Here is a 21,640-nt window from a genome sequence, read left to right on the forward strand (position 1 = left end):
ACGATCAGCACCGGAACGTCATTTTGACCGGTTTACCGAGTCCTTTTGACTTTTCCCAAAGCAGTCAAATTTTCGCACTCGAAAAATACAATTTCAAATTGAATAGACAATTAAGGACGATCTGATCTGCACCTTTCTGCTGGTCAAAAAGGGCAAATTCACGTTAAGCACGGCAAAGGCAGAGGCGACCTTAACTATTCCGCAATCCGTTGCAGTTTATTCGTGCATAGGCGCTCTCGCTGCGCTATCTAGAGCGATACATTCGCGTTTAAGAGTTTTCTATTACCGGGGCATAGGGCAGGAATGTTTTCCAAACTGCTTGGGATATTATCCTCCGACATGGCGGTCGATCTTGGCACCGCCAACACGTTGGTTTACGTAAAAGGACGCGGTATTGTCCTTAACGAACCATCGGTCGTTGCAATCACCGACGAGAAAGGCAAAAAACAGGTTCTCGCGGTTGGTGAAGAAGCCAAGCTGATGTTGGGCCGTACCCCTGGATATATTCAGGCGATCCGCCCGTTGCGCGATGGTGTTATCGCCGAATTCCACATTGCCGAAGAAATGATCAAGCATTTCATTCGCAAGGTGCATAACCGGCGCAACTTTGCCAGCCCGGAAGTCATTATCTGTGTTCCGTCCGGCTCGACGGCGGTTGAACGCCGCGCCATTCAGGAAAGTGCCGAAAGTGCCGGTGCCCGCAAAGTCTGGCTGATTGACGAACCGATGGCCGCTGCCATTGGTGCCGGCCTGCCCGTGACCGAACCGACCGGCTCCATGGTTGTTGATATTGGCGGCGGCACCACCGAGGTTGCCGTACTGTCATTGGGCGGGATTGTTTATGCCCGCTCCGTGCGTGTTGGCGGCGATAAAATGGACGAGGCCATCATCGCCTATATCCGCCGCACCCATAACCTGCTGGTTGGTGAAAGCACCGCCGAACGGGTCAAGAAGGAAATTGGTTCCGCCTGCGCGCCTGATGACGGCGACGGCGCAACAATGGAAATTCGCGGTCGCGACCTGATGAATGGCGTGCCAAAGGAACTGCTGATTTCCGAACGCCAGATCGCCGAAAGCCTGGCCGAACCGGTTTCTGCAATCATCGAGGCCGTCAAGGTCGCGCTGGAACAAACCCCGCCGGAACTGGCCGCCGATATCGTTGATAAAGGCATTGTTCTGACCGGTGGTGGTGCCATGCTGGGCAACCTGGATTACGTGTTGCGCCATGCAACCGGCCTGCCGGTTTCGATTGCCGACGATCCGCTTTCCTGTGTCGCGCTGGGTACCGGCCGCGCCCTGGAAGAAAAGAAAATGCTGCGGAACGTGTTGCACACCGCCTATTAAGGTTTGTGTGGGAAAATCTACGCCGGGCCGCATCCTTGACTGGACGCGACTCGGCGTTTTTATTATCATTGTTCGCGACGAAGAGTTTTTCGACGACACGCGGGGAATACGGGGAAAAACGTGGCACAACATAGTGGTCCACAACAGCGCATTTTTTCGCCGATCCGTACGGCACTTCACCGGTTTGCGTTCATTCTGCTGATTGTTTCGTGTTTTGCCCTGATGTTGCTGGGCAAGGCCGACACGGTTTTGATCGAACGTATCCGCGGCGCGGCCGTTGATCTGGTGTCACCGATCATGAGCCTGGCTGCCCGCCCGGCTGCCAGCATTGATGATGTGACCAGCCGTATTGAAAGTTTTGCCAATCTTTACGAGGAAAACCTGCGTCTGCGTGAAGAAAACCGCGAATTGCTGGCCTGGCAGCAAATTGCGCGGAACCTGAACTATGAAAACAAACGGCTGCGCGAACTGACCCATTTTGCCAACCCGCCCGCGCAGCACGAAGTCAGTGCGCGCGTCATTGCCGATATGGGCGGCGCGTTTGCCCAAAGCATGATGATCAGTGCCGGCACCCGCGATGGCGTGCAAAAGGGCCAGGCCGTTTTGTCCGACGAGGGACTGATTGGCCGGATTGCCGATGCCGGTTATCAGGCATCGCGTGTTCTGCTGATTACCGACATCAATTCGCGCATTCCGGTCATGATCGAAAACAGCCGCGACCGTGCCTTTCTGTCGGGGGATAATACCGACCGGCCGATCCTGACCTTCCTGACCGCCGATGCCTCTATCGCGCCGGGCGACCGGGTTTTGACATCGGGTCATGGCGGGGCTTTTCCGCCCGGTATTCCGGTGGGGATCGTTTCGTCGGTGTCGGAAAATGCGGTGCGGGTTGCCCCGCTGTTTCGCCGCCACCAGGTGGAATATCTGCGGGTTGTCAATTATGGGCTGGCCGGTATCCTCAAGGACCCCGATGCCCTGCATTCCATGCCGCATCTTAACCAGGAAAACCAGACCGTTAATGGCATAGACCTTGCGACCGGTGTGGGGGTGGCCCCGCTACCCGCAGAAGATGGCACCACAGAAGACCAGCCCGGCCCCGCCAGCCCGCCATCAGGTAGTGCAGGCAGCCGACCGTGAAACCCGGCGTATGGCAACGCCTTGACGTCATCGCAAGATCGACGGTACCGGCATTTAGCGTTTTTGTCCTGCTTTTGGTCGGATTATTGCCCTACAGCATTCCGAAACTGGCAGATGTCACCCCTGCCCTGACACTGATGGCGGTGTTTTTCTGGGCCGTAAACCGGCCAGATCTGATGACGGGTTTTGCCGCCTTCATGCTGGGCCTGATCCAGGATTTGTTAACCGGGTTGCCGCTTGGGGTCAGTTCCCTGGTTTTTCTTCTGGTACAGGCGGCCAGCGCCAATCAGGGGCGGTTCTTTCATAACAAGGCCTTTACGGTAATGTGGTGGGGATTTGCCATTGTTGCCGGTCCGGCATTTTTGCTGCAATGGTTATTCAGCTCGGCTTTAAGTGGTGCCCTGTTGCCTTTTGTGCCGCTGATGATTAGTTACCTGATCACCGCAGGCATGTTTCCGCTGGTCGCCTGGATTTTGGTGCGCATTCAGAACGGGCTGTTGCGCAATCTATAAACAGGGGCAGGATGCAGCATTCGGGCCAACTGCAAATTTGGCAATATTCATGCTGTTTCAACAACCGGGATCATGTGGCTGTGACCCGCCATTACTGTTCTGTTGCACGCCCCGCATTTCGCGGTAAAAGCGGCCCCAGGGCCGACAAGATGGTTTTCATATCCGCCCGCCAGCGGTAAAATACATTGCCTTTGCCTGCCATGATTTGCGCATGGCAGCCGAACACGGATACCGACCTACCAATGTGGCACCGAGATTCAGACAGATACCGCATGTTTACCCGCCGCGCCATTATGCTGGGCGCGGGACAGGGCGTATTGCTGACCGGCCTTGCCGCGCGCATGTATTATCTTCAAGTCATGGAACGGGACCGTTACGCCACCTTGGCCGATGACAACCGCATTTCGCACCGCCTGCTGCCCCCGCCGCGCGGCATTGTTACCGACCGCTTCGGGGCACCGCTGGCCATTAACCGGCAGAATTATCATATCCTGATTGTGCGCGAACAAAGCCCGGATGTGCGCAAGACACTGACAATCCTATCCCAGGTCATTGAAATTGCACCGGAAACAATTGATCGCGTTGAGGAAGATGTAAAGCGCCGCCGGTCTTTTGTGCCCGTAACCGTGCGCGATAACCTGACCTGGGATGAAGTCGCCCGTGTTGGCGTAAACGCCCCCGACCTGCCAGGCATCATCATTGATGCCGGTCGGTCCCGCGATTACCCCGAAGGCCCGCATCTGGCCCATACGCTGGGCTATGTTGCCGCCGTGGCCGAAAAGGATTTGACCGGCGACCCGCTGCTCGAACTGCCCGGTTTTCGCATTGGCAAAAGCGGCATTGAAAAAACCTATGACATGTCCCTGCGTGGCCGGGCGGGCACCAGCCAGGTGGAGGTCAATGCACTGGGCCGTGTCATTCGCGAGCTTGACCGCGAGGAAGGCGAAAGCGGCGAAACCGTTGTTCTGACACTCGATATCGAATTGCAGCGCTATGCCAATCAGCGCCTTTCGGAATATGAAAGTGCGGCTGCTGTGGTGATGGATGTCTATAATGGCGACGTGCTTGCCATGTCATCTCACCCCACATACGACCCCAACAGCTTTACCAATGGCATTTCCCACAAGCTGTGGGACAGCCTGATCAATAACGAATATGCACCGCTATCGAACAAGGCGGTGAATGGCACCTATGCGCCCGGCTCCACCTTCAAAACCTGTGTCGCCCTGGCGGCCCTTGAGGCCGGTGTCATCACCCCCGAACAGCGGTTTTTCTGTCCGGGCCATCTTGATCTGGGCAATGCACGCTTTCACTGCTGGAAACGCGGCGGGCATGGCTGGGTCAATCTGCACGATTCCCTGAAACATTCCTGCGACGTCTATTACTACGAAGTGTCACAGAAACTGGGCATCGACAAAATTGCCGCAATGGCAAAGCGCATGGGCCTTGGCGACCCGACCGGCATTGACCTGCCCTCTGAACGGGGCGGGCTGATGCCGACACGGGAATGGAAAGAAACCCAGCTTGGCAAACGCTGGCAGGGCGGTGAAACCCTGATCTGCTCCATCGGTCAGGGTTATGTCCTGGCCACACCGCTGCAACTGGCAACCATGACCGCCCGTCTGGCTTCGGGCCGGGCCGTAACCCCGCATCTGACCCGCGATCATGTCGCGCCGGATGACATTACCGCGCGCAGCGACACCGAATTTCCCGATCTGGGCATTCCGCGCCAGCACCTTAATTACGTTCGCGATGGCATGAATGGTGTCACCAACGAATTGCGCGGCACGGCCTATCGCTCGCGCATCAAAATCAAGGGGCTGGAAATGGCGGGTAAAACCGGCACCAGCCAGGTGCGCCGCATTTCCATGCACGAACGCCAGACCGGCGTTCTTAAAAATGAAGAATTGCCGTGGAAATACCGTGACCATGCCCTGTTTATCGCCTTTGCCCCGGTTGAAAACCCGCGTTATGCCTGCGCTGTGGTTGTTGAACATGGCGGGTCGGGTTCCGGCGTTGCCGCCCCGATTGCGCGCGACCTTCTCACCCGTGCGCAGGAACTCAAATCAAGCAGGCCAGGTGTTTCGGCTGTAAATATCCAGTCGGCCTCACAAATTTTGCGAACCTCCAGCAAAAAACAGGAAAGCTAAATGGCATCGCGCTATCGCATTGGCCAGGACCCCGATTATGTGCCACTGGGGCGCCGTCTGTTGTTACTGAACTGGACGCTGGTGCTTTTGCTGACCATTCTGTCCTGCATCGGCTTTGCCATGCTTTATTCGGCGGCCAATGGCTCTCTCCAGCCCTGGGCGGAACGACAAATGATGCGCTTTGTTGCCGGGCTGGTCTTTATGATCCTGATCGCCCTGACCGATGTGCGCATCTGGCTTAAAATGTCTTATGCCGCCTATGTCGTTTCCCTGATCCTGCTGGTCGCCGTTGAAATCAAGGGCGACATTGGCATGGGGGCACAACGCTGGATCAATCTGGGTTTCTTCCAGCTTCAACCCTCCGAACTGATGAAAATCTCGCTGGTGCTGGCGCTGGCGCGCTATTTTCATGGCCTGACGATCGAGGAAACCGGGCGCATTCCCCTGCTTATTCCACCGCTATTAATGGTGCTGGCCCCTGCTGCCCTGGTGTTGCGCCAGCCGGACCTTGGCACCGCCCTGTTGCTGATTGCCGGGGGCGGCGTGATTTTCTGGCTGGCGGGTGTGCGCATGTGGAAATTTGGCGTTATTCTGGGCGGGGCGCTGGCCGCCATTCCCATTGGCTGGCAATTTCTGCGCGACTATCAGAAAAACCGGGTTCTTACCTTCCTCAATCCGGAAAATGATCCGCTCGGCGCGGGCTATCATATTACCCAGTCGAAAATCGCCCTGGGCTCTGGCGGGCTGTTTGGCAAGGGCTTTATGCTGGGGTCGCAAAGCCACCTCAACTTTCTGCCCGAAAAACAGACCGACTTTATCTTTACCATGCTGGGCGAGGAATTTGGCCTGGTGGGCGGCATTGCCCTTTTGCTGCTTTATACCCTGGTTATTGTTTACGGCTATGTCATCGCGCTGCGCTGTGCGAACCAGTTTGGCCGTCTGGTTGCCATTGGCATTACCACCACTTTCTTTCTTTATGTCTTCATCAATATCGCAATGGTGATGGGGCTTATTCCGGTGGTGGGGGTTCCGCTGCCGCTGGTGTCCTATGGCGGCACGGTGATGATGACCATCCTGGTCAGCTTTGGCCTGCTCATGAGTATCAGCATCCACCGCGATGTCCGCATTTCACGCCAGGGCAATGATGACGGACGCCATTAACAAAAATGCAAAAAATCGGCAGCGGGTCAAAATTGGTCTGGACAAGCAAGGTGCCAGAAGGCTATAACCCGCTCCGCACTTGATCGACACACCAAACGGTCACGTGTTACCATCTTACGATGGGCGCATAGCTCAGTTGGTAGAGCAGCTGACTCTTAATCAGCGGGTCCTGGGTTCGAGTCCCCGTGCGCCCACCAATCAAACCCCTGAAAACCTTCGCGGTTTTCCGGGGTTTTGTTTTTTCCACTGTCATTCAAAAGCAAAAAGGGCAAGCCTCAGCCTGCCCTTATAAAATGCAAATCCCTGTTGGGCCTATTTCACCCCTCCGCACGCGCACGAATATCGGCAAAGGACCAGTCGCGCAGCAATTTGCCATCGCAAAATACCGGCTCCAACAGGTTGTCATTTCCGGCCTCGTCCTCCGGGACGGTTTGATAGGCGCCATCGCGTCGCACAAGCCCCAAACGGCCCCGTTTGCTATGTTTGCCGTGGTCTGTGACCGGGTCCTTGTAAACATCGATCCAGCGCCCGCCAATATGTGCGGCAGAGCATTTCATGGCGAATTTCAGCGTATCGCGATTAAGCTGCTGAAGCAGGCCACCGCCCATGCCAAAGGCGATGTTATCCGCCGCCCAGCCTTTATCGGCCAGTTTTTGCAAAATCGCCCCGATACTATTGATATTGATGCCGTCGCCCTGAATAACCCGCACACAGGGTGCCAGCACCTTGTAGCCCTTGGCATTCACGCTATAGCCAAATTTCTCGCCCAGGCGGATGACACAATCGACAGGCACCGTCGTCGGGTCGCCGGAATCAGGCCGCACCACAATCGTTGCCCCGCTATCAATCACTTCCTGGCGCAATTCTTCGCCCCAGATATGATCAACCGCGTGATACAGGTCATAACTGTCCGACACCACGGCCACCAGCTTGCCCGCCCCGCCAAACTGGCGGATCATATTGCGATAGGCATCGACCTCGCGGTCCCGTTCCCAGGCGGTCATGGTAGAATGCTCGGCCGCAGGGATGGAAAAACCGGCCATGTCCTCGTGATAATATTTGCGCGCCGCCAGAACGCCGCTGACCGTATCCGTACCGAGGAAATTGACCAAATGGGCGACGCCGCCAATGGCAGCACTTTCCAGGCTGGAAACACCCCGTGCGCCAAAATCATGCAGCTTGAAACCGATCTGCCCCACATCTTCGGATGTCTGGTGCAAATATTTCAAAATCACCTGTTTGCACTGCCAGGAATTGGTTGCCACCGTGGTCGGATACCACACCGCCCGCAACAATGCCGTTTCCAGGGCCGATGTCAGCCAGAAACATTTGGGATCGGTATTGATGATGCTTAACAGCACATTGTGATTGGGGATGATGCTGCCTTCGGGCACCGCACAAACCTTAACCGGCAAATAACCGTCATGGGCGTCCAGGATATGCTGCCAGCCCTCGCGGTAAAACGGCTCCCCATGCCCTTGCCAGAAACTTTCCGCTTCATCGATCATCGCCTGCGTAATCGGCCGGGTCAGATATTCCTTGAGGAACATCTGCAAACCGAAAAACAGCGCGCTGTCCCATTTGCCGCCCCGGCTTTCGATATAGCTGTAAATATGGGTGGTATTGGGCGGATACTGATAGGGATGACTGGCCTTGTAACTGTCAACGTTAAGCAGAATATTCCGCAACGGATCAGATAGGCCCGTCCCGGAGCTGGTGTTTGCCATCATAACATATCCTCTGTGCCGCGTCGCACTGGCTGGAAACGGATTTTTGCGGCACAACGCGATTGCAACGCAAAACTTTCTTCGTTTTGAAGCATGCAAACGCCCTCTGTAAACAGGAAGTGTGACAAACAGATGTTTTCAAGCCAGGATATTCGACAACGTCAGAGGGTGCCGTCTGCCATTTTTTGCAGAAAATCAGGTGGCGGAACCATCACTTCGCACCGGTTTCGGCCGTTTTCCTTGGCCTGATACAGGGCTTTGTCCGCCAGCGAATACAGGGCATCGATAATGTTCTCAACTTCCCGGGCCTGGCGCAAAACCCCTTCCACGCCCTCCCCGTCAAAGGCGGTGCAATCGTGCCTGACTGGCAGGCAGGCTATGCCTAGGCTGGCCGTGTAATGAATTGTCGCGTCATCGCTACAAACGCTGTCGCGGGAAATTTCCTCGCGCAGACGTTCTGCAACACGCCACGATCCATTTTCATCTTCATCACCAAGCAACACGGCAAATTCCTCGCCACCAAGGCGGGCAACCAGATCGGTTTCGCGCAAAACGCGGACAAAAACCCGGGCAACCGACTTCAACACCATATCCCCAACCTGATGCCCATAGGTATCGTTCAGAATCTTGAAATGGTCCAGGTCAACAATGATCAGCCCGACACGCGTCCCGCGGCGCTTCCAGACCGCAACGGCATTCTTCAACCGGCCCATCAGGGTTCGGCGGTTGGCAAGCCCCGTTAGCGGGTCGGTTGCCGCCAGAAGTTCAAGCTTTTCAATTGCACTGTTTAATTCGCGGGTGCGCTGTTCAACACGGCTTTCCAACGTCAGATTTGCCGATTTCAGTTCGTCGGTCACATTGGCAATTCTTTGCACCTTGCTGCGGATCAGGGCCAGCAAACCGATCAGCGACGAGCCAAGCATCTGGATTTCGTCATCATGCCGGTGCGAAGGCGGCAAAGGCAGGGGCTTGCTGGCGTCAGCCGGATTAACCTTGACCATATAGTTGATCAATTCCAGCAGGGGCCTTGTGACAATAAAATATGTTACCCCGACGGCGGAAAATGTCATCGCCACAGCAAAAATCAAAACACCAATCAATGACGCCTTGATCCGCTCATAAAGCAGCGACACATAGACCTGCGGCGAAAACGAAATCTGAATCTGACCAACAACATCCCCCCTGGCTGCCCCCCCTACAGGAGAATAAATCGGCAAATTGCGGCTCACAATACCGCCAAAAAACGCGTCGGATAACGTATCAGACGATAAATTCGCCCCCGCGCGATGCTGTTTGGCGATAACATTGCCGTCAATATCCATCAGCTTTACCGACACAACAGATCGCTCGAACATGGCACTGTTGGCAACGGTTCTGGCCAGGTCGGCATTCTGATCAAAAAGCACCGTTCTTGCCACCACCCGGATCTCGTTGATCACGCGCGCATTGGCAGCCTCATAATCGTCACGCAGAGCCAGATAATCGGCAATGCCCTGATATAAAATAATCAGAACACCCAAAAACGATGCAACCAGCAGCCCGCACCGCAATTGCCGTGCGAAAATGGAACTGCCCGGCTTGAGTTTCTTCAACTCGCTCGTGCTGGATTGACCGAATGATTGTCGCAAAAAAGACTATCCTTTTATCATTCTATCTGGTCGTTTTTTATCGCGCCAAGAAGATGTGCGAGATCAAAATGATAGGATGTATTTTCGCTGTTCTTTCCTGACAGCGAAAAGGCCGAAAAATCGATATGTGCCCAATTGCGATCACCAAGTTTCTTTTCAAACAGATCAATATTTTCGCGCGTGATCGCCTGCATGGGAAAGGAAAAATCCGGTCCCATTTTCTGAAGGTCAATACCGTGGCGATAATCGTTCACCATCACCATGATCCACGCACCGGCCAGAAAATGGCCGCCATGCGTCATGGTCATTTCACCTGCCTTGACCAGTTTCAGTCCCTGCGCTGACCAGTTCAGACCCCCAACCATAACATCTTTTCCCGGAATCCGGCCCGCTTCCCTGATTGCCGAAATCGCCCCGCGGGCAATATCGTCATTCGCCGCCCAAATAGCATCCAGGCATCCTTCCGGAAGCCAGGCAGCGGTGCGATTATATCCCTCCTCATAAGACCAGTTGGCATATAGACGGCGTTTTTCCACAAGCTGCGGAAATTCTGCCAATGCCATATCCAGCCCGTCAAGCCGCGCCAGCGATGCCGGGGTATTCCGGTCCCCGGCCAGCGAAAGCAGACAAATATCACGCTTAACGGCCCCCGGATGGCGTTTTTCATCTGCCATGACCAGGGATCGGGCAATTTCATAGCCTGCTTTGCGATTATCGGGCGTTAACGTGGCGATCCAGTAAGGGAAATTTGTACCGGGACGACCCAAACGCCGTTTCTGGGCGTCGGTCAAATCGTTCAAAATCATAAAAATCGGAATTTTACGTGCATTGGCTTCTAAAATGATGCGCCCGCCCTGCTGATGCTCGTTCGAGGCAACAATATAATCGGGGGGCGGGTCCATCGCGAAGACACGGCTGGCATTTTCGGCCATCAGGGGCCACTGCCGGTCACTGTCAAATTCAACAATCTCCATGCCAAACTGCTTGGCAGCAACGTGCATGGTATCGCTGACATCTTTCCAAAAGCCCCTGTCGCCATATCCGGGATTGATAAAAGCAACACGCGGTAATCGATGCGCATCCGCCCGTGCCGGCAAAGCGCCAAACGACAATAATGCCCCTATCGCCAGCGACCAAATTACGTGCATTACTTTCAACTTGACTGCCCCGCCTGTGAAATCCGGCATATCCGGCGAATTAAGCTACCCTGATAAACCGCACGCGGGACCATAATCAAGTCAATCTCCGGGATAAACAGGTATGACTTATTTTTTCACTATATCCCGGCGCAAAACATTCAAAAACAGCCGTGATATCTCATCACCCCAAGGGCGACAGAACGATCGGAGTATATTTTAAACGGTATTTCTTTTGATAGGGACGATGATTTACTTTAAGCCCGCAAAACGGACACGCCATGCGCTGCAATGCCGCCATTCGGGCATATGGCAAAACACCCGTAATCCCCATAATCAAACCGTTCATGCCGGTCTCTTGCGCCAAAGCACACAGGTAATGAGGCCACCCGGTACATCCGTGGCCCCGGCAATAAACGGCAAATCCGGTCTCGCTTTACCAAAAACATTTTGTTCCGGGGAAAAGGAAGCAAGCCCGCCAGAAGCCCCGGCCGCAGGCAATAAAGGGCCCTTTGCCCGTTTGCCTGCCTCGCCAGGATCGCCGTTATTCGTTATCAGAGCAGCTCAACGTTTGAAATTCCGCAACCTGCTTCTGATATCAGATCCACCCCCGTTACGGGTGCGTGCGCAGGGCCTCGATCAGCTCGTCGGTTGACATTTGTGCCCGTTCTTCGATGCCGCGCATCTTGGCCAGGTGATAAAGGTCGTCGCGATTCCATTTTTCATATCGCGGCCCGGTTCTTTTACCATCGTTTGGCGACGGGGAAGTCCCCTTGGGGTTGATATAGCTTGCCATTTTCCTGCTCCTTTCAAATATGGGGGATGTCACATCTCGACAATAAAAAACAGCCTGTGACCCCCGTTTCACAGGACTGAATTATTTACGTAGTCATATATCTGTAAAATTCCAGCCCATCACGCCGGATCAATCAACAGGTAAATGCGACTGACAGCCATGCCACAGTTGCACTCGACCAATTCCCGCCTGTAAAACAGGGACTTGGCGGCCAGACATTGCCTAGTGATTGCGCAAGGCCCGGATCAGTTCCGCTTTGGTCATGTCCGAACGCCCGCGAATGTCAACCTTGCGGGCCTGGTCATATAAATCATCCCGCGTCCATTCCTCGTAAGGCGGATGTTTCCCGCCCTTTTTACTGGCCGCAGTACCGGCATTGGCGATCCGGGCGGCTTTTTCCTTGCCCGCCCCCTCGTCGCGCAACCGCCGATAGGTTTCGTCATCCTTGATCGATGGCCCATGATCCTTAACCAAGACAGCCTCCGTCAATTGGTGCAATACCATTTTAACGATATGCACACGCAGGGGTTCCATAAAAGACGCGCATATCCCCTGCCCGACAGGCCCGACATACCCGTCCCTTTTCGCAAGGCGCGTAAAATATGCTGTGCCTCCCGCCCCCGGAATTGATAGCGTTCAAACAGCCTACCGCCACCACTGACAACGGGAAATCACAATGGCCCTTCATTTTGAACGCAGTGAACTCGCCCAACGCCGTGCCGCCACCATCGCCAAACTTGAAAAAGCCGGTCTCGACGGTCTTTTGATGTTTCGCCAGGAAAGCATGTTTTACCTGACGGGCTATGACACCTTTGGATATGTGTTTTTCCAGTGTCTTTACCTGGGAAGTGATGGCCGGGTCGCCCTGATCACCCGCGCACCCGACCTGCGCCAGGCACGCCATACCTCGGACATCGAGGATATTCGCATCTGGGTGGATGGTCCCGATGTCAACCCGGCCCTGCAATTGCGCGACATGCTGGCAGAATTTGGCGCAGCAGGCAAAAAGCTGGGCGTGGAATATGATGCCTATGGCTTAACCGCAGCAAATGGCAAAAAGCTCGATACCGCCCTTGCGGGGTTTTGCACCCTTGCCGATGCGTCCCGGCTGGTATCCGAATTACGTGTGATCAAAAGCCCGGCAGAACTGGCCTATATTCGCCGGGCAGGCGAATTGGCCGATGATGCCTGGGACGCCGCCTTGACACAGGTGCACGCCGGGGCCTTTGAAGGCGATATTCTGGCTGCCATGCAGGGTGCCGTTTTTGCGGGCGGCGGGGATTATCCCGGCAATGAATTTATCATAGGTGCGGGCCAGGATGCGTTGTTGTGCCGTTATTTTTCCGGGCGCAAGCACCTGGCCGAAACCGATCAGATCACCCTGGAATGGGCCGGGGCCTATCGCCGCTATCATGCCGCCATGATGCGCACCGTGCCGATTGGCACAACCTCCCCCCGGCATATTGAAATGCACAAGGTCGCCTGCGAGGCAATGGCAGCCTGCCGCGATGCCCTTAAACCCGGGGAGCCGATTGGCAATGTCTTTGATGCCTATGCCCGTATCTGCGACAAAAATGGCATGAAATCCCATCGGCTGAATGCCTGTGGCTATTCAATGGGCACGACCTTTGCGCCAAACTGGATGGACTGGCCGATGTTTTACCACGACAACCCCGTCATTGCCGAACCGGGCATGGTGTTTTTCCTGCACATGATCCTGATGGACAGTGACAGCGGTTGTGCCATGTGCCCAGGCCATTCCGTGATTGTCACCGATCAAGGAAACGAGGCACTATCGCGCCATTCGCTGGACCTTGTAACCCGCTGATCTGTCACCGCTCAAACGGATCACACGACACTACACCACACTGCATCATACGTCATAGGCCCTGTTGTCCGCCCGCACCGGGCAACAGGGCGCGACGCATCGCGCAAGGTCAGTAAAATTCGACAATATTGCACTGGTTGCCCTGGGCGACATGGCGCCCACTGGGCATTTTGGCGACCAGCACTTCACGGCATGACGCCGAAAGCGATACGTTACCGGGGCTGTTTTTGTCAAAATAGGCCAGTTCCGCCTCGGCCAGCGGATGCGCAAGGCGCATGGCAATCATAATCGGCTGGCTGTCCAGGTCGGCGGTTTGCATCAATACCGCCATTTCCTTTATCCCGGTTTGCGGATTCGTCAACCTGGCGAGTTGGCCTTTCTCGCCCGAAATTTCAACATTTCTTTGAGTATCAAGAATTTGAACCTGACGGCCATTCGGTTGCCCACCCGTGCCATCATTAGTGCCGTCTTTCTGGTCGGATGCGGCGTTCGCGGCGTCCGCCAGGGCGGTACCACATAAAAGAAAAACGGCCGACATCGCCCAAAGGATTGACTGGGAAAGAACGCGCTTCATGGATTTGTTCTCCTTTATCGCCCCTCAATCCCTTTCACCTAACACGGGGAAAACTTTTCAATCAACCATACGAACGTCAATCTCAATCGAAAGGTGGCTTGTCTGCTGTCACAGCCAATAGTCTTTGCATGGTTTGTTGCAAAATGTCGTCCATTTCCCTGATCATGGCCGGTGTCTGGTCCAGCGGCCCGTCAAAATATTCAAGGTCCCGCGCCCGGCGCGCAATTTCATCGGCGGCAAGGTTTGCTGCCATTCCCTTAAGCGAATGGGCCGCGCGGCGAAAGGCAACTGTATCATTAGTCGCAATCGCACCAGTCATGCGGTCACATTCCTCGCGATAGGCATCAGGCAACATTTTGATCAGGGTGATCATCTGCTCCCGACCCAGCGCATCAAGCATTTCCTGCATCCGAATCTTGTTGACCCAGACAACTTCATCATCCGAACCGCTTTTTGCATTTTGGCTGGCATCTGTTTCGGTGCGGGTATCGATACCCGTATCGGCATCGGTGGTCGTATCGGTATTCGTATCAGGTTCATCGTCGCGCTGGGTGTCTGTTGCCCCGGCCACTATACCCGGCCCCACAAGGGTTCTGTCTTGGGCTGGCCGATCCGTCTCCGCCAACAGGCCGGGCATTTGACCGGACCGATGGCGCAACATGTCATTCTTTTTGGACAGATCCACTGCCTTTCGCGGCAAATGCAGGGCCGAATGCTGCTGTACGGGGGCGGGTAAATCCTGCTTGGGTGGCACCCCCCCACTTATCGCCGTTTCCGGCCACCGTGCGGCCCGGCCATTTTCCTGTGCCACTTCAGTGCCGATATTACCGCCATCACCGGCATCCTCTGCCTCACTGGCCGTCTTTGGGGCGGCCTGCCCCCTGGCAGCAGCACGGATTTCAGACAGGGTTTGCCACGGAATATCAGCCGGACCGGCCGAACGCGCCTGGTTCGTGTCAGCCGTTGCCGACGATCCGCCGCCGGTAAGGTCAAGCAAATCGCCGCGCCCGCGCAAATGATGAATCAGGCTTGCATAAAGGCGCCGTTCCTCGATCGGTTTGGTCAGCACTTCATCCATTCCAGCGGCAAGAAAATCACGCTGCCGGTCGGCGAAAACATCGGCTGTCACCCCAATAACAGGCACGCGCCCACCGCTGGATTCCCGCTCGATTTCACGAATATGGCGGGTTGCCCCCTCCCCGTCGAGAACCGGCATATGGGCATCCATCAGAATGACATCATATTTGTTTTTCTGAAACGCCTGCACCGCCAGGCGCCCGTTCCCGACAATATCGACCTTAAGCCCCATGCGTTCCAGAAAGGCCGACATCACATTGGCATTGATTTCGTTATCCTCAACCACCAAAACGCGCTTGTCGGCCAAAATGCCAATCGGATTTTCCTCAGCCCGGGCTTTGTCGTGATCTATCAGGTCTTGCGTTACACTGCGCACGTCAAATGGCAGCCAACAGTCAAAACGTGTGCCCTGGCCAGGAACACTGTGCAAACCGATATGCCCGCCCATCATCCGGATCAGGTTTTGCGAAATCGACAATCCCAGGCCGGTCCCGCCAAACTGGCGCATGGTTGAACTGTCCCCCTGGGTAAAAGCCTGAAAAATTCTTTCCTGGCGTTCCGGGGCAATACCAATGCCGGTATCACTGACGGAAAACCGGTAAACCTCGTTGGGACGATGACCGGGAATACGCCCGCCCGCACGGCTGGGGTCATATTCAACAACCAGGTGCACACTGCCTTTTCGGGTAAACTTTACCGCATTAGACAACAGGTTCCACAATACCTGGCGGAACCGCACTTCATCGCCCATGAAAATACGGTTGCGCAATATTTTGTCATCCCAGACCAGCTTTAGGTTTTTTTCCTGTGTCAGGGCCAAAATGGCACTGGATAAATCACAGGTCACATCATAGGGGCGAAAAGGCCGGATCTCGATATCGGCATGGCCGGCCTCGATCTTGCTCATATCCAGAATATCGTTCAGCAAGGTCATCAGGGCCCGGCCAGACGATAAAATGGCGTTTACTCTTTCTCGCTGTATCTGATTGAGATTTGTCTGGCGCAGCAACTGTGCCATTCCCAGCACCCCGTTAAGCGGGGTTCGGATTTCGTGGCTCATGGTGGCAAGAAAGGCGCTTTTTGCCGAGCTGGCCTGCGAGGCGCTGCGATAAAGATCGCGCAGGGCCGCCACCATCGCGATCAGCACAAATCCATAACTGAACAAACGCGACGGCATCAAGAACGCTTCGGTTATATTGCGTCCTGTCTCGTCAAACAGCATAAACGCCATATGATGATAAACAGCATTAAGCAGAAATAGGGTAAAAAGCACCTCGAATGCTGCGGGGCGACGAATGACCCGCATCAAATACCCCGACAATGCCATCAGGGTCAAAACGATACTGCCCAACAAGGGCAAAATCATCATGTTGGAAAAAACATGTGAAAAATCATAGGCAAAATTGGGGGAAACCAGCGACAGCGCAAGCTGCACAACAATCACGCAGCCCAAAATCACGGGGATGGCGATCCAGATCTGGTCACTACGACAAATATTGTCGCGTGCATTGGCGCGCAGCAGGCTGACCAGAAAAAAACCATTGGCGACCACGCGACTAAGCAGGACGAACCACGACACATCCGAAAACAGGGCCCACAGCCAGCCAGGCTGTAAATGCGCCAATATCATCGGCGCGGCAAGATTAACCCCGTCACCCACAAATAGCGCGACCATGCCCAGCGCCACATAAAGCAGTTGTCGCCGCCCCGTCGTGTCATAAATGACAAAGCCAACCGCGACCGAAAACAGCGCCATAAATTCGACAACAAAGGCGATGGCAAATGACAGTTCCCTGCCCGGTGCCCCGAAAAGAACAGGCACCGTAAAATAAATACCCGCAATGAACGAAAACACCGCCAGACAAATGGCCGTCAGTCGAAGCATCTACCCCCGGTCTCCCAACTCGCTTCACGCTATTTATATTTATCCGCCAACAACCGGACCATTTGTGCCGTTCACACGGCTGCCCAAGGCGACATACTTAGGACATCACGCCGAAAGGATCGCGCGGCTCCAGGCCAATATGTCGTCGTCAATCTTTTGCATATGCCGGTATTTTTCAAACTGCCGGGCAATCAGCAAAAGTCTTTCGCGAAAGGACGGGGGCATTTCCAGATCAAGCAACGGATCCCCCAGCGGGTCAAAGGCCGCATTCTGAAACTCCAGCGACAGGCTGATCCGTGGGGAAGATGCGTGCCGCGATGCCCGGCTTCCCCAGTGATACACATCCTGACGCCATCCCATAACCGCACCGGGACTGGCTGGCAATGCCCTTACATCCTGTAATTCAATATCCTGAGGTTTTGTAACAACAAAATCATACCACCTCTCGAAACTGCGCGGCAACACATACATACAGCCATTCTCGGGCGTTGCCTCTGTCAGCGGCACCCACAATGAAAGACTGATCAGCATGTCATCGCCAATCGCGCTTTCACCCTGATAATCGCGATGCGGCGGCCACCCCCGGCCCTGATCACGCGGATCAACATGCCAGGCCCAGAAATGCGGCAGCAATGCAACCCTGTCCCCCAGAAAATGGGTCAATAACGGGCGCAGTGCTGCAAAAACCTGCCAGGCCTCATCATACAAATAAATCATCGCGGGCGGCAGGCCGGCGTCAACAAGGCGCTCTATCGCATCACGCAAACCAGACAGCAGGGTAACGGGCAAAATATCATGCAGCAGAAAATACCCCTCGTCCCAAAACCGCTCCGACAGGGCCGAAAAACTGACCCCGGCAAACAGGTCAGGCGCTTCGTCTTCCTTCCGGCTCTCCGCCGGGTTTATATTTGCGGTCTTGTCGGCACACGCCTTCAGTATGGCATCATTGGCCCCTGCCTGGCCGGAAATATACAGGTTGGGGTTAAGCTCGCGCCAGTAATCGGCGTTTTGTGCCTGTTTGACCGTTATCATAAATGCAATGCCCTATCGTGCCACCAAAGCCGCGCCAGACGATATGGGCGATTGTCCCCTTGCGCAAGCCCCGGACAGGCCCGTTTGCCAATGGCATCATTGACCTTGGGAAAACATCGCCCCATACCCTGATCCAAACATCTGTCCGGCCCGCCTCTTGCGCCTCTTACGCCTCTTGCCTTGGGGGTCAAGGCAGGCTAGGCAGAAACAGGAACAGCACCAGCAATCCCCCTGCCCGATAACCGATGACGGAGCCGCCGATAAAATGAAGGACGACATTTCCCATCATGGTGGCGCGATAGATCTGGCCGCGCAGCGATACGGCATCGCACTGGAGCAATGGCTGGACCTTTCAACCGGGATCAATCCGCTGCCCTATCGGGTCGGGGATGTTCCGCAGCATTACTGGCACAGGCTGCCGCTGGCGCACGATTTGGCCGAACTGGTCAAAGCCGCAGAGGACTATTACGGCGTTCCCGTGCCCGGTCATCTTGTTTGTGCCCCGGGCACACAGGCCCTGATCCAGCTTTTACCCTTTGTTCTGGCGCAAACCCTGCCGGTCAAAAAAGTTGCCGTTTTTGGGCCAACCTATGGTGAACACGCCCCGGCCTGGAAACGCGCCGGTATTGACACAACCAACATCCAGACAACAGCGAGCGACCGACAGCACATCCTGTCGCACGGCTTCCACACCCCAACATCCCGCGCCCTGGCCGCCAATCTTCATGCAACAGGCTGGCGTGGTGCGCAAAGTAACATCGATTTTCCGCACCTGGTGGCAGAGCACGATGTTTTTGTCATCGTCAATCCCAACAATCCTGATGGCGGCATAATTGATGCAGCAACATTGTACGAATTCGCCCAATATCTTGATGCGCACGACAAATATTTGATCCTGGATGAAGCCTTTGCCGATACCTGCCCGGAAAGTTCGCTGTGCCACCTGATCACACACCTGAAAAACACGGTCATCCTGCGATCTTTTGGCAAATTCTTTGGCCTGGCGGGCCTGCGCGTTGGATTTGCCATCGCCGCGCCCGCGCTTATTGCCCAATTATCCGACCGCCTTGGTCCGTGGTCTGTGCCGGGCCCGGCCCTTCATATCGCGACAAAGGCGCTAAGCGACACAGCCTGGCAGCAGCAAACCCGCGAAAACCTGCATATCCAGGCGCGTTGGCTGGACCAACACATCCTCCGCGCCAGTGGGGCCAAACTGATTGGTGGCACGGACCTTTTACGCCTTTATGCCGGGCAAAACCTGCCCGAATTGCAGCATCATCTGGCACAAAAAGGCATTTGGGGACGAAGCTTTGCCCCCGCGCCAACCTGGTTGCGACTGGGCCTGCCTGGCACTGCGGAAAACATGAACCGCCTGGCAACGGCCCTGTCTGATTTTGAAGAACAAAACGCATAAGCGTCAAAACAGCCCGTAAACAGGATCCCCAAACGGCTGCCCCTAACCGATTTCTTCCCAGGCCTGTTTTTTCCGATAAATGGTCGATGGACTGACCCCCAATGCCTCGGCGGCACGGGGAATGGAGCCATCACACCGGTTAATGGCATCCTCGATGGCGTCTTTTTCCACCATCCAAAGCGGACGGATTGCCTCTATGCCCTTGGTGATCTCGTCATTCTTTTTACGCGCATGCACCGGACGGGCGGCAAAAATACCCAAACCACTATTGGGCAGGGGTTGCGGCTGGTTCTGGTTGCCCGACAAAAAGGCCAGGGCTTCGTGGTCATCCATCCATATTCGCCCGTCTGCATCGCGCTCGGGCGAAACCACGGGATGGGGCGGCGGGGCTTCGATGGAACCGTTGACCAAAGACCCCTCAAGGCCAAAATTGCTTACCGGGCGCGGCACCATCGACATTTCAACAGCAGGCCCGTTATTCAGCACCACAATATTGCGGATGATGTTTTGAAGCTGGCGAATATTTCCCGGCCAGGAATAGCGTGAAAACAGGTCTGCCACATCGGGTGAGAACCGTGTGAAATCGCGGCCCTCTTCCTGGGAAAACCGCTGCAGGTAAAAATTGGCAATCTGCAGCACGTCCAGCCCGCGATCGCGCAAGGGCGGCATATGCAATGGAATAACGTGAAGGCGATAATACAAATCCTCGCGGAAACGGCCCGCACGAACCTCTTCCAGCGGGTCGCGGTTGGTTGCACAAACAAACCGCACATCCACTGTTTCCAGCGAACTGCCACCAACCTTCTGAAAGGTTCCGGTCTGGATGAAACGCAAAAGCTTGGTTTGCAGCTCCAGATCCATTTCGCAAATTTCATCCAGAAACAGGGTTCCATTTGCCGCGCGGTGCGCCGCCCCCTCACGGTCTGTCACCGCACCGGTAAAGGCCCCTTTGACGTGACCGAAAATCTCGCTTTCCATCAAATCCTTGGGAATGGCGCCGCAGTTTAACGGAATGAAAGGCGCATTTGCCCGCTCGCTACGACGATGAATGGCTTCTGCCGCCAGTTCCTTGCCCGTCCCGCTTTCACCCGTAATAAAAACGGTCGCCCTGCTTGGCGCTGCGGAATCGATGATCCGGTAAATACCACGCATGGTTTCGGAAGCACCGATAAAGTCAAAATATTTCTCGCCGTCGCCAAACGTGACGTCCAGCTTCTTTTCCGCACGTCTCCCGCCCCCGCCTTCGGGCGCTGCATTCAATTCGGCATCCATGTGCTGTGCTTTGCCCGCAAGGGCCGCCGAAACGGTTTCGCGCAATTTTTCAGCGGTAAAGGGTTTTAATAAAAAATCATATGCCCCGTCGCGCATCGCCTCCACCGCGACATTGACCGAACCATGCGCGGTAATCACGATAATCCGCGTTGATGGTGAAACCTCATGGGCCATGCGCAACACATCGCGACCGTCCATATCCGGCAACAGCAAATCAAGAACGACCACATCAAACCGGTTTTCCTGCAACAGGCGAATGGCCTCGCGTCCGACGCCAATATGGGCAATATCATGCCCATCGACACGCAAATAATCCTGATATACCCGTGCCAGCGACAGGGTATCTTCAACAATCAGAATACGGGCATCGGAAACTGCCATGCTGGTCAACTACTTCCTTCGTCTGACAGGGGCATCAACGGCAGTGCTGCCTATCGTCCTTTTGCCAGAGGTTTTTAGCGAAAACAGTATGAAAAATCATATATATATGAGTATCCTGTCATCTGACAATCCGGACCGTAACACCCAAACGTCGTGCGCAAAACTTCACATGAGTGAATATAGGCGAAGAACAAAATTTCGGCTAAAATATATCCCGACAATTGAAAAATATTGGAAATATTTTTTGAATGGCGACCCGTCGACCAGGAGGAAGACAGCGTGATTTATAAAACGCAGCAAAACGAAACTGCCGTTATCATCGAAATGTCCGAACGCTTTACATTTAGCGACCATACGGTATTTCGCAAACTGATCGACGAACTTTCCAGCCTGAATTCCCTTACCCGGATCTTTGATCTCTCCGGGATCGAATTTGTCGATTCAGCCGGGTTGGGCATGCTACTGCTCGCCCGTGACGAGGCGGAAAAAAACCATGCCACCATTGTGCTGCGCGGGGCAAAAGGCCAGGTCAAACGCATGCTGGAAGTTGCCCGCTTCGACACTCTTTTCCAGATGGAAGACTGAT

Annotated in this window: 18 protein-coding genes and 1 tRNA gene; 9 read left to right on the forward strand and 10 right to left on the reverse strand. The window is 54.9% G+C overall.

The window, feature by feature from the left end; genetic code table 11:
• The first annotated feature begins 303 nt into the window (after nt 1–303).
• The 6 genes from TH25_RS21270 to TH25_RS21295 all read left to right on the forward strand — a co-directional run bounded on the left by TH25_RS21270 (nt 304) and on the right by TH25_RS21295 (nt 6,501).
• Nucleotides 304–1,344 carry a rod shape-determining protein gene (locus TH25_RS21270; protein ID WP_073953786.1) on the forward strand — a complete coding sequence of 347 codons (1,041 nt, stop codon included), beginning with the start codon at nt 304–306 and terminating at the stop codon, nt 1,342–1,344.
• Between the two features lie 120 nt (nt 1,345–1,464).
• Nucleotides 1,465–2,481, forward strand: a complete 1,017-nt coding sequence (gene mreC, locus TH25_RS21275) for a rod shape-determining protein MreC (RefSeq protein ID WP_114090281.1) — start codon at nt 1,465–1,467, stop codon at nt 2,479–2,481.
• The gene (mreD, locus tag TH25_RS21280; RefSeq protein ID WP_114090282.1) at nt 2,478–2,993 is read left to right on the forward strand and encodes a rod shape-determining protein MreD; all 516 of its coding nucleotides are present in this window, start codon (nt 2,478–2,480) and stop codon (nt 2,991–2,993) included. Before mreC ends, mreD begins: the two co-directional genes overlap by 4 nt.
• A 242-nt stretch (nt 2,994–3,235) precedes the next feature.
• Nucleotides 3,236–5,143 carry a penicillin-binding protein 2 gene (gene mrdA / locus TH25_RS21285; RefSeq protein ID WP_473243351.1) on the forward strand — a complete coding sequence of 636 codons (1,908 nt, stop codon included), beginning with the start codon at nt 3,236–3,238 and terminating at the stop codon, nt 5,141–5,143.
• Entirely contained in the window at nt 5,144–6,304 is a 1,161-nt protein-coding gene (gene rodA, locus TH25_RS21290) for a rod shape-determining protein RodA (protein WP_114090284.1), read from the forward strand.
• A gap of 121 nt (nt 6,305–6,425) precedes the next feature.
• Nucleotides 6,426–6,501 (forward strand) — tRNA-Lys (locus TH25_RS21295).
• 120 nt (nt 6,502–6,621) lie between these two features.
• Here TH25_RS21295 and TH25_RS21300 read toward each other — a convergent pair.
• From TH25_RS21300 to TH25_RS21320, 6 genes are all read right to left on the reverse strand, one after another.
• Nucleotides 6,622–8,034, reverse strand: a complete 1,413-nt coding sequence (locus TH25_RS21300) for a nicotinate phosphoribosyltransferase (protein WP_258549260.1) — start codon at nt 8,032–8,034, stop codon at nt 6,622–6,624.
• Between the two features lie 158 nt (nt 8,035–8,192).
• A complete protein-coding gene (locus TH25_RS21305) occupies nt 8,193–9,659 on the reverse strand; it encodes a sensor domain-containing diguanylate cyclase (RefSeq protein WP_147253062.1) in 1,467 nt (488 codons plus the stop codon).
• Nucleotides 9,660–9,676: 17 nt separating this feature from the next.
• Nucleotides 9,677–10,807 carry an ABC transporter substrate-binding protein gene (locus TH25_RS21310; RefSeq protein WP_114090310.1) on the reverse strand — a complete coding sequence of 377 codons (1,131 nt, stop codon included), beginning with the start codon at nt 10,805–10,807 and terminating at the stop codon, nt 9,677–9,679.
• Between the two features lie 172 nt (nt 10,808–10,979).
• On the reverse strand, nt 10,980–11,144 hold the full coding sequence (locus tag TH25_RS25140) for a hypothetical protein (RefSeq protein WP_181847755.1): 165 nt from the start codon (nt 11,142–11,144) through the stop codon (nt 10,980–10,982).
• 264 nt (nt 11,145–11,408) lie between these two features.
• A complete protein-coding gene (locus tag TH25_RS21315; RefSeq protein WP_114090286.1) occupies nt 11,409–11,591 on the reverse strand; it encodes a hypothetical protein in 183 nt (60 codons plus the stop codon).
• 222 nt (nt 11,592–11,813) lie between these two features.
• Nucleotides 11,814–12,065 carry a DUF7218 family protein gene (locus tag TH25_RS21320; RefSeq protein WP_114090311.1) on the reverse strand — a complete coding sequence of 84 codons (252 nt, stop codon included), beginning with the start codon at nt 12,063–12,065 and terminating at the stop codon, nt 11,814–11,816.
• A 202-nt stretch (nt 12,066–12,267) separates the two neighbouring features.
• Here TH25_RS21320 and TH25_RS21325 point away from each other — a divergent pair, with 202 nt between their 5' ends.
• Nucleotides 12,268–13,419 carry a M24 family metallopeptidase gene (locus TH25_RS21325; RefSeq protein ID WP_114090287.1) on the forward strand — a complete coding sequence of 384 codons (1,152 nt, stop codon included), beginning with the start codon at nt 12,268–12,270 and terminating at the stop codon, nt 13,417–13,419.
• 109 nt (nt 13,420–13,528) lie between these two features.
• On the opposite strand, the gene TH25_RS21330 is transcribed toward TH25_RS21325, so the two are convergent.
• From TH25_RS21330 to TH25_RS21340, 3 genes are all read right to left on the reverse strand, one after another.
• On the reverse strand, nt 13,529–13,993 hold the full coding sequence (locus TH25_RS21330; protein ID WP_114090288.1) for a hypothetical protein: 465 nt from the start codon (nt 13,991–13,993) through the stop codon (nt 13,529–13,531).
• 82 nt (nt 13,994–14,075) lie between these two features.
• Nucleotides 14,076–16,955 (reverse strand): ATP-binding protein, encoded by a 2,880-nt coding sequence (locus TH25_RS21335; protein WP_114090289.1) that lies wholly within the window; start codon nt 16,953–16,955, stop codon nt 14,076–14,078.
• A 105-nt stretch (nt 16,956–17,060) separates the two neighbouring features.
• Nucleotides 17,061–17,987, reverse strand: a complete 927-nt coding sequence (locus tag TH25_RS21340; protein ID WP_114090290.1) for a phytanoyl-CoA dioxygenase family protein — start codon at nt 17,985–17,987, stop codon at nt 17,061–17,063.
• A 265-nt stretch (nt 17,988–18,252) separates the two neighbouring features.
• On the opposite strand from TH25_RS21340, the gene cobD reads away from it, so the two are divergent.
• Nucleotides 18,253–19,401 carry a threonine-phosphate decarboxylase CobD gene (gene cobD, locus TH25_RS21345; protein WP_114090291.1) on the forward strand — a complete coding sequence of 383 codons (1,149 nt, stop codon included), beginning with the start codon at nt 18,253–18,255 and terminating at the stop codon, nt 19,399–19,401.
• A gap of 42 nt (nt 19,402–19,443) precedes the next feature.
• Here cobD and TH25_RS21350 read toward each other — a convergent pair whose 3' ends face one another.
• Complete coding sequence (locus TH25_RS21350) at nt 19,444–21,054, reverse strand: sigma-54-dependent transcriptional regulator (RefSeq protein ID WP_114090292.1); 1,611 nt, start codon at nt 21,052–21,054, stop codon at nt 19,444–19,446.
• A gap of 279 nt (nt 21,055–21,333) precedes the next feature.
• Here TH25_RS21350 and TH25_RS21360 point away from each other — a divergent pair, with 279 nt between their 5' ends.
• A complete protein-coding gene (locus TH25_RS21360; RefSeq protein ID WP_114090294.1) occupies nt 21,334–21,639 on the forward strand; it encodes an STAS domain-containing protein in 306 nt (101 codons plus the stop codon).
• The last annotated feature ends 1 nt before the right edge of the window (nt 21,640 follow it).

This window comes from Thalassospira profundimaris (assembly GCF_003326755.1).
Classification (GTDB): domain Bacteria; phylum Pseudomonadota; class Alphaproteobacteria; order Rhodospirillales; family Thalassospiraceae; genus Thalassospira; species Thalassospira profundimaris_B.